The 13190-nt window shown below is 39.2% G+C and carries 11 protein-coding genes and 1 pseudogene; 5 read left to right on the forward strand and 7 right to left on the reverse strand.

Features of this window, described 5'->3' with window-relative positions:
• Positions 1–752 precede the first annotated feature (752 nt).
• Together FCN25_RS17815 and FCN25_RS17820 are read right to left on the reverse strand one after the other, a co-directional pair.
• Positions 753–1181, reverse strand: coding sequence for a hypothetical protein (locus tag FCN25_RS17815; RefSeq protein WP_254693791.1), 429 nt, complete (start codon positions 1179–1181; stop codon positions 753–755).
• 1006 nt (positions 1182–2187) lie between these two features.
• Positions 2188–2967, reverse strand: a complete 780-nt coding sequence (locus FCN25_RS17820) for a hypothetical protein (protein ID WP_137226736.1) — start codon at positions 2965–2967, stop codon at positions 2188–2190.
• Positions 2968–3355: 388 nt separating this feature from the next.
• On the opposite strand from FCN25_RS17820, the gene cysB reads away from it, so the two are divergent.
• Positions 3356–4333 (forward strand): HTH-type transcriptional regulator CysB, encoded by a 978-nt coding sequence (gene cysB, locus FCN25_RS17825; RefSeq protein ID WP_137226737.1) that lies wholly within the window; start codon positions 3356–3358, stop codon positions 4331–4333.
• Positions 4334–4425: 92 nt separating this feature from the next.
• On the opposite strand, the gene purN is transcribed toward cysB, so the two are convergent.
• Together purN and purM are read right to left on the reverse strand one after the other, a co-directional pair.
• A complete protein-coding gene (purN, locus tag FCN25_RS17830) occupies positions 4426–5070 on the reverse strand; it encodes a phosphoribosylglycinamide formyltransferase (RefSeq protein ID WP_137226738.1) in 645 nt (214 codons plus the stop codon).
• Complete coding sequence (gene purM, locus FCN25_RS17835; RefSeq protein WP_137226739.1) at positions 5071–6108, reverse strand: phosphoribosylformylglycinamidine cyclo-ligase; 1038 nt, start codon at positions 6106–6108, stop codon at positions 5071–5073.
• Positions 6109–6349: 241 nt separating this feature from the next.
• Between purM and upp the strand changes: the two genes are divergently transcribed.
• A complete protein-coding gene (gene upp / locus FCN25_RS17840) occupies positions 6350–6976 on the forward strand; it encodes a uracil phosphoribosyltransferase (protein WP_137226740.1) in 627 nt (208 codons plus the stop codon).
• A gap of 70 nt (positions 6977–7046) precedes the next feature.
• On the opposite strand, the gene FCN25_RS17845 is transcribed toward upp, so the two are convergent.
• Both FCN25_RS17845 and tnpA read right to left on the reverse strand, forming a co-directional pair.
• The gene (locus tag FCN25_RS17845; protein WP_137226741.1) at positions 7047–8369 is read right to left on the reverse strand and encodes a Na+/H+ antiporter family protein; all 1323 of its coding nucleotides are present in this window, start codon (positions 8367–8369) and stop codon (positions 7047–7049) included.
• Positions 8370–8683: 314 nt separating this feature from the next.
• Positions 8684–9099 (reverse strand): annotated as a pseudogene (gene tnpA / locus FCN25_RS17850) (IS200/IS605 family transposase).
• 21 nt (positions 9100–9120) lie between these two features.
• On the opposite strand from tnpA, the gene FCN25_RS17855 reads away from it, so the two are divergent.
• Both FCN25_RS17855 and FCN25_RS17860 read left to right on the forward strand, forming a co-directional pair.
• Entirely contained in the window at positions 9121–10335 is a 1215-nt protein-coding gene (locus tag FCN25_RS17855; RefSeq protein WP_137226742.1) for an RNA-guided endonuclease TnpB family protein, read from the forward strand.
• A 318-nt stretch (positions 10336–10653) separates the two neighbouring features.
• On the forward strand, positions 10654–11259 hold the full coding sequence (locus tag FCN25_RS17860; protein WP_137226743.1) for a peroxiredoxin: 606 nt from the start codon (positions 10654–10656) through the stop codon (positions 11257–11259).
• Positions 11260–11380: 121 nt separating this feature from the next.
• Here FCN25_RS17860 and rnt read toward each other — a convergent pair whose 3' ends face one another.
• Positions 11381–12046 (reverse strand): ribonuclease T, encoded by a 666-nt coding sequence (gene rnt / locus FCN25_RS17865; RefSeq protein WP_137226744.1) that lies wholly within the window; start codon positions 12044–12046, stop codon positions 11381–11383.
• Positions 12047–12233: 187 nt separating this feature from the next.
• On the opposite strand from rnt, the gene FCN25_RS17870 reads away from it, so the two are divergent.
• Positions 12234–13103, forward strand: coding sequence for an OmpA family protein (locus tag FCN25_RS17870; RefSeq protein ID WP_137226745.1), 870 nt, complete (start codon positions 12234–12236; stop codon positions 13101–13103).
• Positions 13104–13190: the final 87 nt, after the last annotated feature.

The raw sequence follows: 13190 nt of genomic DNA on the forward strand, positions 1-13190 counted from the left end.
TTATATTTAATAAGCACTTTAAATTCAGAGTGTTAATTGTCAGATGTATATGTCTGATTTTGAGGTTATGCTAAATGACAATCGATAGTGCGTTTCATTTTTTATGTTTTTGTTATTGAAAGACTTTCATAATTATTAGCAATTATGCCTATTTAAAGGTGTAGATACATTATTCGCACGACAGAACTGAAAGTTTTTCGTAATTATGGTTTGAATGTGATCTTACTATTGATATACTCCATAGCAAGAAGTACGTGATTGTTACTCTTCTTTCTGTAAGGCAAATGTCATCCTCAGCTTCAGTTTTTTGTTGTATGTATTGTGTATATAACATTATGTTGTTGACTAAAATAAGACAGGCCTTCCCCTACAAAGCGACCTAAAAGATTGGAGTTATTATGGAAGTTCATGAATACGAAAATGCTTACTATCAAGTAAAAGATGACGTGTTAGAGTCTTTACCTTCTAACGAAGAATAAGACGATTGAACGAGCATATTGGTGTTATGGCCATTGAGTCAGTACATTAAATACTCCGACACTGAAATAAAAATAGCAGCTTAGGCTGCTATTTTTATTAGTTATTTTTAATGATATTGTTTGCTAAGTATTGTTTAGCGTGATTAAAAATATACATGATATTTTTCTATATTGTGTGAGTATTGTTCAAGTTTAACACTTTATCAACATTAACTTTTTAACCAATCTAACATCCAACAAATCAGTCATTTTTCTTAACTCGATTTTTACCACCTAACCTTCAATTCGACCTTTTTCAGGTAAAAAATCTACAATGATCCAAGTGTTTCCTTTTTTATGAAGACGAATCGTGCGGTTATCTACCCATTTTTTACCGCCTTTTAACCCTTCCATTTTGACAACAACAGTGACATCGTCAGTAAATTTTCGAAAAAAATCGATATCAATTTCGTCGATAGCGATTGTGACCTGACTCATGGATAAACCTAATACATGTCTCTGTACCTGTGATGCAATATGATAATGGTCGATTATTTCTTTGAGGTCTGGGGCAACAAACCTTTGTGCTTTCTCTACATCACGTTCAACATAAATCGCATTAAAGAAACCCAGTGTAACTTGTTCAGGTGAGAGTAGCTGTTGGCCTATATCATCCGATTGACTGCATGCACTGAGGATGAACAACAGAAACAAAGGCAACATTTTTATAGAAGTTATCTTTAGCATAAAGCCCTTTTACTGTTTATATTATTTTGTTGCTAGTATCCTGATTTATGCCATCGCTGACAAGGATAGACATAGTAAAAAATAATACGAGTATAGAACATGGTATTAAAACCTTAGATCCTAAATCGTAGGTTGTTGATTTGGTACTTTTCATTTCTTGAGACTAAAAGATATCAATGTTGAATAGTCTGCCTGATGAATAAACAATGTCGGAGTATAGATATTAAGTGTTCTAGTATGAAAAATTTCATATTCCGTTAGTTACGAATTATTCACTTAAGCTCTGTTTAGTGGGCTTAATTATTCGCTTTGTTAGCAAGTTCATTTAGTCATATTTTGGTTATTTTTTTAGTCTTGATATATCACTATATGGACCAAGCAAGTGTTAAGTTAGCCGGTTTCTTAATGAATATTAGATTGGAATCTTGATGTGTTTACACGTTAAACACGAGATTACTGCAAAGAATATCTTGATGTTGAAAGTATTGTGCTAGATATATTCACTATTTGGAATATGGCTAAAATAATATTGGATACTGATAGTACATATTGAAGAAATTATTATTTGTTCAAATAGTTTAGAAAGTGAACACTTCGATTAGAATGGCTTGACGTAATAAATAAGGTATGTCATACCTTATTAAAATACGGTTAGACATGAGATACGTCATTTACATAATGCCATTTTATAAGGTATGAGTGATTAGCATTTTATAAGTTACTCGTATTTATCATAAAGGAGTAATGTTTGAGCATAAGGTTCTTTATTATCCTTAATTGTGATAACAAATGACTACAATTGTTATCCACAAATTCTGTGGACAACTTTGTTTATTTGTCTGAGTTGCTTTGGTAACTTCATGTATTTACTTGTGTTTTTTTTGTGGTCAAAAAATAACGCAAACTAAGTGTTAAATTGATTTTGGCTATAATAAAAAAAGCCTCTAAATGAAGCTTATTTTATTGAGTGATGACAACCAACCTACCATTTCTTTTTAGGTTGGAATAACATATCAATATCATCACCTTCTTTTTTTTGTTTTGGTGCGCTTGGCTCACTATTCTTTTGAGCCCCCATTATTTCATCGAGTAATAATTTCGCCTCATCTACTTTGCGGGCTATAAAAGGATCATTAGGCGTTTGTGCCTTAATGGTGTGCAATGTGTTTAAGGCTTTAGTGACCATCTGTTTACTGGAACCGTATTGTTTCATAAAACACGCGGCACGAGCTCGACTAATCATTGACTCAACATTGATCCTCAATTGAAGGCTATCAATACGCATTTCTTCTTGTACAAAAATAGAGGGATCAACTTTTCCTTTATTATGTTCAGCTCGTAAAATAGCTTTAAGCTTTTTAAGGGTTTTTACTAATTCTAAAATTTGTCTATCATTATCAGGTAAGCGAAAATTCTCAATAGCAGGAACTTGGGCTGGTGAGTTTGATACTGCGGATATTTGCGTTTTTATATCAGTTAAACGACGTTCATAATCAGATTTAAGTTGACCAGAAGCATGGACAATTGATTGTTCTAAAGCATCTTTAATACGACGATAAAGTACTAGCATTATATGGCTAGAAGATGGGGCCATGCCAGTATTAGATAAGACAGTATCGGTTTCGTCTATGATGGCTCGTTGGCGAGACATTTCTACTCTACGCTCGGCTTCTGCGCGTTCTTTTTGTTGTTGGACAATACTAAAGCCGATTATCAGCAGTAATAGCGCCCCAATAAGAATTAATATCAACATTAAGGACATAAAGGTTCCGTTTTATCTTGGATATCAAATGGTTAATATAGCCTAATAGCTATAGCTATTAGTTGTTTTGATACGGGATGAAATAATAGAAATAAAATTTCATCAAAAAGAATCTATATCTTAGCGTAAGTTATCGCGACTGTCGTTGAATAATAAGTCATTTTGTTGATAAATCATTAAACTGTTAACTGTCTATGTTTATGAAAAGCCAACTCAATTTATAACAGTGCTATTATTACTTGCTCGTTATTACTATTTACATTACATTTCATTTAATATATAACATTTTATTATAGTTGAACAATCGTTCCTGCTCTGTGAAATAACATAGATTTTTTCTTATTTGCATATCATGCGGATGAGTGACGGTTAAATCAAGGATAAAACCATGAAACTGCAACAACTTAGATATATTGCAGAGGTTGTTAAACATAACCTTAATGTGTCATCTACGGCTGAGAATCTTTATACTTCACAACCGGGTATTAGCAAGCAAGTCAGAATGTTAGAAGATGAACTAGGCATTCAAATATTTGGCCGCAGTGGTAAACATTTGACTCATGTGACGCCTGCTGGACAGCAAGTTATTGATATTGCCAATGATATACTCGGCAAAGTCGATAGTATCAAGAAAGTGTCCGAAGAACATACTCAGCCTAATCAGGGCGAGTTAAATATTACCACTACTGATACTCAGGCTAGATATGCTCTGCCACAAATTATTAAAGAGTTTATTAAACGGTACCCTAAAGTGAATTTGCACATGCACCAAGGTACGCCATCACAAATTAGTGAGCAGGCTGCTAGAGGCGATGCTGATTTTGCTATTGCTACTGAAGCAATGCATTTATATACCGATTTAATTATGCTGCCTTGTTATCATTGGAATCGTTCAATTGTTGTAACTCGTGATCATCCGCTTGCTAGCCAATCAGCAAGAATCAGCATAGAAGATCTAGCGACATATCCATTGGTGACTTATGTATTTGGTTTCGATAAAGCGTCTGAAATTGAGAAATCATTTAAACGTGCAGATCTCGATCCACGAGTCGTGTTTAGCGCAACCAGTGCCGATGTGCTTAAAACCTATGTTCGTTTAGGATTAGGAGTTGGGGTGATTGCTTCTATGGCAATTGATCCAGCGGTAGATAATGATTTAGTCGCGATTGATGCGAGTCACCTGTTTGCTCACAGTACAACTAAGATAGGTTTCCGCCGTGGTAGTTTTTTACGCAGCTACATGTATGACTTTATGAGAAATTTTGCACCGCATTTAACCCGAGATGTAGTTGAGAAAGCGGTTGGACTTCGCGATCAACAATTGATCGATGAAATGTTTGCTGACATGGTGTTACCTGTTCGGTAGTTATTATTTTCGAAAGTTAATCCATAAAAAAACCTCGTTAATTAGTGAGGTTTTTTTATGAATAATAAAGGCTTAGTATGAATTATTTGATTTTAGTCTGGTGCGTAACCTGTCAGACCAATTAACTCTCCATCCAAATAGGCTTTACCATCTGTCATAGCTAAACGTCCTAAGCTGAACCATTTCACTACCAGAGGGTAAATGGCATGTTCTTGTTCGTGAACACGTTCGGCTAAGACTTCCGCATTATCTTCAGGATAAATAGGGACTTTAGCTTGTAAGATCACTGGACCAGCATCGAGCTCTGGAATAACAAAATGAACGCTAGCGCCATGTTCCTTGTCCCCTGAGTCTATAGCACGTTGATGTGTGTGTAATCCGGTATACTTAGGCAATAATGATGGATGGATATTAATCATTTTACCGAGAAAATGGCTGACCAATTCATCAGTTAAAATACGCATAAATCCAGCAAGAATAACCAGATCTGGCTGGTATTTTTCTATTGCCTTGAATAAGCGCGCATCGTAATCGCTGCGAGCTTCATTGGCATAAGGAATAACACAACTGGTATCAACTTCGCTTTGATGAGCACGAATTAATCCATAAGCATCCGGTTTGTGGCTGATAACACCAACAACGTCAGCATTTAGGTTATCGTCACAGCCATCGATGATAGCTTGAAGATTGCTGCCACTACCGGAAATCAGTACCACAACACGACAGCTTTGGCTCATTTAAATGATCTCCACTTGCTCTTCGTCGTCTTGACGAGTTGCAATTTCACCTATTAACCAAGCATTTTCGCCTTCAGCAGTTAATAACGCTAATGCGGCATCAACTTTATCTGTAGGTAGCGCAATGACCATACCGACACCACAGTTAAATGTTAGAAACATTTCATGTTGTGCAATGTTACCGTTTGTCATTAACCAGTCGAATACAACAGGCCACTGCCAAGAGTTACCTTTAATGACTGCTTTGCAATCATCAGGAAGGACGCGTGGGATATTTTCCCAGAATCCACCGCCGGTAATATGTGCCATTGCGTGAATGTCTGATTGTTCAATCAGTTTCAATAATGACTTAACATAAATTTTTGTCGGTTCGAGTAGATGGTCAATTAAGGGCTTTCCGGCAAGGTCTTGTTGTGGATCAGCTTTGCTGACTTCTAATACCTTACGAATTAACGAGTAACCATTTGAATGAGGACCACTTGAGCCAAGAGCGATTAATGAGTCACCCGCTTTGACTTTTGTGCCATCAATAATGTCTGCTTTTTCAACCACACCGACACAAAATCCGGCAAGATCGTAATCTTCGCCTTCGTACATGCCTGGCATTTCAGCCGTTTCACCACCAATTAATGCACAACCTGACTGGAAGCAACCTTCTGCTATGCCACTGACAACTGAAGTTGCAGTTTCAACATCAAGCTTACCTGTAGCATAGTAATCGAGGAAGAAAAGTGGCTCAGCACCTGAAACAATTAGGTCATTGACACACATAGCAACTAAATCAACACCTACAGTGTCATGCTTTTTATAATCAATGGCTAATCTTAATTTGGTACCAACACCATCAGTGCCAGAAACGAGTACTGGGTGTTTATATTTAGTCGGTAATTCGCATAGTGCGCCAAAACCACCTAAATTGCCCATAACTTCTGGACGGCGAGTGCGTTTTACCGCAGATTTAATGTTGTTTACCAACGCATTACCAGCATCAATATCAACGCCAGCATCTTTGTAACTTAGGGGGGTAGTAGTGGTCACGGAGGATCCTCTAGGGTACATCGTTTTATGGAATTTTATGCGCCGATATTCTACCAGTTTGTGTTGCTCGTCGAAAGTCATGTTTTTACTTTATCCCATAAAGAAAACGATGAATCGTCTATTTTTTATTGGTTTAGGTCACGATTTACTGCAATTTTGAAACTTTATGTTTTATACAGAGGATAAATCGACTAACATTTGTCAAATTTGCCTGAAATAGTCAGAAATCTAGGAGAAATAAATGAAAGTCGTTGAAGTAAAACATCCTCTGGTTCGTCATAAAGTCGGTTTAATGCGTGAAGCGGATATCAGCACCAAACGATTTCGCGAACTTGCCACTGAAGTTGGCAGTTTATTAACCTATGAAGCGACAGCTGATTTTGAAACGGAAACTGTAACAATTGAAGGCTGGAATGGCCCTGTTACCATCGAACAACTTAAAGGTAAAAAAGTCACTGTAGTGCCTATTTTACGTGCGGGTTTAGGCATGATGGATGGTGTTCTTGAGCATCTCCCTAGTGCGCGTATTTCTGTTGTCGGTATATATCGTGATGAAGAAACGCTTCAGCCTATACCTTATTTCGAAAAAATAGTCAGTAATGTTGAAGAGCGTATCGCTTTAGTTGTTGATCCAATGTTAGCTACTGGTGGTTCAATGATTGCGACTATTGATTTGTTGAAGAAGCGTGGTTGTAGTTCAATTAAAGCGCTAGTGTTAGTTGCTGCACCGGAAGGTATTAAAGCTCTTGAGCTTGCACATCCTGATATTGAATTATACACAGCAGCAATTGATGATTGCTTAAACGAGCAAGGTTATATCTTGCCTGGTTTAGGTGATGCAGGTGACAAAATATTTGGTACTAAATAATGCTATAACGTAATTATTTGAATATAAAAATGGGAGCCAATTGGCTCCCATTTTTATATCTGTATCATGATTACAACACCATAGCCGCAATCCAACCGAATATCAGTAAAGGAATGTTGTAATGAATAAAGGTTGGGATCACACTGTCGCGAATATGGTCATGTTGACCATCCGCATTAAGACCGGCAGTGGGGCCTAATGTTGAATCTGATGCAGGTGAACCAGCATCACCAAGCGCCGCAGCAGTTCCCACCAACGCAATTGTAGCTGCGGGAGAAAAACCAAAGCTAAGTGCTAACGGCACATAAATGGTAGCGATAATTGGAATCGTTGAGAACGAAGATCCAATTCCCATGGTAATTAATAACCCAACAATTAGCATCAATAACGCGGCTAACGCTTTGTTGTCACCTATGATGTCGCCTAAAGAGGTCACCAGTGTTCCCACTTCCCCTGTTGATTTTACTACAGCAGCAAAACCTGCGGCTGCAATCATAATAAAACCAATATTGGCCATCATAAGCACGCCTTGATTAAACAGATCTTTACTTACGTCATGTTTAATGATCCCTGAAAAACGGAAAATAACAAACCCACTTAAGGCGCCAAATATCATTGAGTCAGTTTGTAACTGAACCACTAAAGTGACCACAATTGCCGAAAGTGAAACCAACAAGCTTTTACGGCTGATCGTGATTGATACATCATCATTGAGCACAGGTTGTTCGATCAAATATTCTCTAGGTTTACGATAACTAATAAATATAGCGGTAAGTAAACCTACAACCATGCCTATAGCGGGTAATAACATTGCTTTGGGAATTTGTTCAGCTATCGCATTTAACCCATTGGTGTTTAAATTTGCTAACAAAATGTCATTAAGGAAAATCCCACCAAAACCGATAGGCAATATCATATACGTGGTCACCAAACCAAATGTGATAATGCAAGCTATAAGGCGGCGGTCTATATGCAGTTTGGAAATGACATGCAATAACGGTGGAATAAGAATAGGGATAAAGGCGATATGAATAGGCAAAATATTCTGCGATGAAACTGCCATTAATAATATTGTGGCTAATAATAACCAACGCACAACGATAGTATTACTGCTATTGGGTTCTTTGCCGAGCTTTTTTATAATAAAGTGAGAAATTAATGTTGTTAAGCCTGAATGCGACAACGCAGCAGCAAATGCGCCAAGTAATGCATAACTTAATGCGATTTGAGCACCGCCACCGAGGCCGTCGTTAAAGGCTGCGATTGTTTGATGAATATCTAATCCACCGACTAAACCTGCCGCCACAGCACTAATTGTTAATGCCACTACAACGTTAATTCGAATAAAGCTTAAAAACAACATTAAGCAAACCGCGATAACAACCGCATTCATAATTATAATTCATAAAAGTAAGTGAGGCGGGTATTCTTGACTGTCTCACCTCTATTTGTCCAGCCTAGATGCATTTTTTCGTTGTTGATGCTTGTTTTGGCGGGTTTCTTCGTCAGAATTACTCGAAAAATGTGATGTAAACAATATTGAGAGTACTTTACGCTTGAGTCATGGATAACTGAAATCAGATTTGATTGTTACATTGGGTTCTCATCTTACGTTAAAAAGCCACATTTTATCAGACGCGCCGTAAAACCCCGTCCTTCAGGTCGGGGATGTAAGGCACTGGCAGCGTAGCTGGCACGGTTTTGACTTTAGTGCGGCGTTTGTTGCTGCTCAATGTATCGGCGAATCACGTCGATAGGTGCGCCACCGCAACTGCCCGCAAAATAGCTGGGAGACCACAGTGCGCCGCCCCACAATTTTTTCGTGATGGACGGATATTTTTCTTGCGAATCATGCGGCTGGAAACGCCCTTTAGACTATTCACGAGTGCCGATACCGCTATTTTCGGTGGGTAATTAACGAGTAAGTGAACGTGGTCGTCTTCGCCATCGAATTCAATCAATTCAGCCCCAAAATCCGCGCATACAGCTGCAAAGAGGGGTTTAAGCTCATCGAGTATTTCCTTGGTGAATACTTCGTGCCGATACTTAGTCACAAAGACCAAGTGAACGTGCATATTGAATACACAATGTCTACCGTGTCGAATATCGTTGTTTGTTTGCATAGGCCAAACTATACTTTGGCTATGGAACGACTACAAGCCTTCAAATTCGAGCTACAGCCCAACGGCGAGCAAGTGCGCAATATGCGTCGCTTTGCAGGTACGTGTCGGTTCGTCTATAACAAGGCGTTGGCGTTGCAGAAAGATAACCACGAAACGGGAAATAAGTTCATAGGCTATGTGCCAATGGCGGCGGATCTGCCGAAGTGGAAGCGCGAAGCGGGCTTCGACTGGATTAAGAATTCCCCCTCGCAAGCGCTGCAACATGCGCTCAAGGATTTAGAAAAAGCCTTCAAGGGATTTTTTGAAAAGCGCACGGATTTTCCGCGTTTCAAAAAGAAAGGCAGTGGCGATAGTTTTCGCTATCCAGAACCCAAGCAAATCAAATTAGACCAAGCCAATAACCGTATTTTCCTGCCCAAGCTGGGGTGGCTAAAATACCGTAAAAGCAGAGATGTATTGGGCGAAGTGCGTAACGCCACGGTAAGTCAATCAGGTGGCAAGTGGTTTGTGTCGATTCAAACACGGCGCGATGTTGAGATTGTGCCAGTGGCTACAAGCGCCATAGGTATTGATGTGGGCATTGCGCGTTTTGCGGCAATGAATGACGGTAGCTATATTGAGCCGAAAAACAGCTTCAAAACGCAGATGCAGCGGCTGGCTAAATATCAGCGGCGCATGAGCAAGAAAGTGAAGTTCAGTGCCAATTGGAAAAAGGCCAAGGCCAAGGTCACACAAATACACGTCGATATCGGCAATGTTCGTAAGGATTTTCTGCATAAGCACACACATACCCTCAGCAAAAACCACGCGCTGGTATGTGTAGAAGACTTGCAGATTAAGAATATGTCGAAATCATCAAAAGGTACGGCGGAAAAGCATGGCAAGAAAGTAGCGCAAAAATCGGGCTTAAACCGCGCCATTCTCGACCAAGGCTGGGGTGAGTTTAGGCGACAACTGGAATACAAAACCGCTTGGAATGGCGGCGTTTTGCTCGCGGTGCCTGCGCAATACACCAGCCAAACTTGCCCTTGCTGTGGCCATGTATCAAAGGATAATCGCAAAACCCAAGCGCAATTTTTGTGTGTAGATTGTAACTACGAAAATAACGCCGATGTTGTCGGCGCTATCAATATATTAGAGCGCGGGCAGCGCTTGTTAGCCTGTGGAGAAACGGCAGCTTTAGGCCGCTCTGTGAAGCAGGAACCCATCGAAGTGACTAAGCTGAAAACTGCTTAGCGCCGTAGGAATCCCCTTCCATTGCGCGTAGCGGCAAAATCCTTTTGGGGATTTTGAGGTGGGGGAGGATGTCAATTTGCGATAATTAATTTGTCATAGAGTAATTTTATATTAGTGAGTCTGTATGTTTTATTTTTCAGCAGGTAAACCAATTTTCATCTGAAATAACTTATAAGTCAGCTAATTTAGATGTATGGTATACGACTGATATAAGTCCCAACGGTATAATGAATTGCTAAGTTGATCACAGTTACTCATCAAACTAGCCATGAAATAATTCCGTTGTTGAGTGTTTAAGCCATTAAATGGAGATAGATAATGAGCGTATTAGTAGGCCGTCCAGCCCCAGATTTTACAGCCGCAGCCGTTCTTGGTTCTGGCGAAATTGTTGACACATTTAACCTTGCTACCGCAATTAAAGGTAAGCCTGCAGTTATTTTCTTCTACCCACTTGATTTTACTTTTGTATGCCCATCAGAGCTAATTGCTTTTGATCACCGCATGGAAGAGTTCACTAAGCGTGGTGTTGAAGTGATTGGTGTTTCTATTGATTCACAGTTCACTCATAATGCATGGCGTAACACTCCAGTAGACAAGGGTGGTATTGGTCAAGTTAAGTACACTCTAGTTGCTGACGTTAAACATGAGATTTGTAAAGCATATGACGTTGAGCATCCAGAAGCGGGTGTTGCTTTTCGTGGTTCTTTCTTAGTGGACAAAGAAGGCCAAGTTCGTCACCAAGTGGTTAACGATTTACCATTAGGCCGTAACGTTGACGAAATGATCCGTATGATTGATGCACTTCAGTTCCATGAAGAGCACGGTGAAGTTTGCCCAGCGGGCTGGTCAAAAGGCGAAAAAGGCATGACTGCTAGCACTGAAGGTGTTGCTGCATATCTAAAAGACAACTCAGCTAAACTATAATTTTGCTGATTAGAATTAAAAAAAGCTGCTTCGGCAGCTTTTTTATTGGGTGAAATTAATGTTTTTTATCGAGAACTCGCTGTAGATGAATGGCATGAGATAATAAAAAGATTAGTATCCATTATTCGCTTGCTGAGTCGCTATCATCTTCTACAGCCGCCAATGGCCATCCACCTAAGGCTTTCCAACGGTTTACAATGTAGCAAAATAATTCTGCAGTGCGTTCGGTATCATATAATGCTGAATGGGCTTCTTTATTGTCGAAATCGATCCCTGCCATTTTACAGGCTTTAGCTAATACTGTGTGTCCAATAGCAAGGCCTGCAAGTGTCGCGGTATCAAAGCTAGCAAAAGGATGAAAAGGAGAACGTTTTAAACTATTTCGTTCAATAGCCTTATTAACAAAACCTAAATCAAAAGCTGCATTGTGCGCGACAATGATGCTGCGATGACAATCTGCAGCTTTTTGGGCTTTTTTTACTTCTTTAAAAATTTCTAAAAAAGCAACTTTTTCATCTACCGCACCACGAAGTGGGTTGGTAGGGTCGATACCATTAAATGCTAAAGATTCAGGTTCTAAGTTCGCACCCTCAAAAGGCTCAATATTAAAATGGAGGGTTTTATCAAGTTCAATGACCCCATCACTATTCATTTTTAATAAGCTGACGGCAATTTCAAGCAGCGCGTCTGTATTGGCATTAAAACCCGCAGTTTCGACATCGATAACAACAGGGAAATAACCACGGAAGCGGTGTTTAAACTTGTTAGCGTCGCAAATATCAGTCATTACAGTCTTTATCCTCAATAGCTATCATTTATCGGTGCAAATGATATAAGCCGAGTATTATGCGCAAACTCAAGCGCAGTGTCATGTCTGATTGTGATTTTTATCCTCGATTAAGCATGATTGTTTACTAAAGTAACTGACTTTGTAGCCGATAGTAAAAAGGTAATCAGGTATAAAGGGTAGTTTTATGTGGCGAAAACTGATGGTCCTCGCAAGTTTGTGTCTTTGCTCAACAGCTCATGCTGACTTGAGGTATTACGTTGCGTCACTTGAAAACTCAGCTTGGCGTATTGGCGAGAATAATCCAATTGAGTGTCGTCTTGAACATGATATTCCGGATTATGGTCGGGCGATATTTACGAGTCGAGCGGGTAAAGATTTGAATTTAAATTTCACTTTAGATATGTGGCTTAAACCTGATTCTGTAACTAAAGCGACATTAATTAGCCGAGCTCCTAGTTGGCGCCCTGGTCACAACTCTAAAGAGATCACTCAGCTGACTTACAATAAGCAATTTAACGGTGAAGTGCCCAAAAAAGCAGCTTGGACGATGTTGAGTGAGTTGAGTCAAGGAATGGAACCGACGTTTTATTATGCGGATTGGTATAACCACAATTCTAAGATTGCAGTCGGGTTATCTTCGGCTAATTTTGGCGTTAAATACCGTCAATTTCGTGCTTGTTTAGCTAATTTATTGCCTTACAGTTTTGATGATATTGCGTTTACTGTATTGAATTATCAAGAAGGTGGGGTTGACCTTACTCGCTCATCTAGACAACAATTACAAAAAGTTCAACGTTATTTGTCTTTTGATCCAGAGGTTGAACTTGTACTTATTGATGCATATACAGACAGTTATGGTGGACGCTCAGTTAACCAAAGAGTATCGGATAAACGCGCTAATTCTGTTAAAGACATTTTAATTGCTAGCGGTATCCCCAAAGATCGTATCCATTCCGCTGGTCATGGCGAAAAACGTCATGTTACTGGTAACGAACTTGCCGAAGAACGTAAAATAAATAGAAGAGTTGTGATTAAAATAACTAAGCCTATATAACGCTATTTCTGCTTTTTAGTTTCTGTTAGTAAAATGCAATATTAAATCTCTTTTATACAATAAGGTTAGTCGTTTTCGGTCACAATT

It is taken from the genome of Shewanella sp. MEBiC00475 (genome assembly GCF_005234075.1).
GTDB lineage: Bacteria > Pseudomonadota > Gammaproteobacteria > Enterobacterales > Shewanellaceae > Shewanella > Shewanella polaris.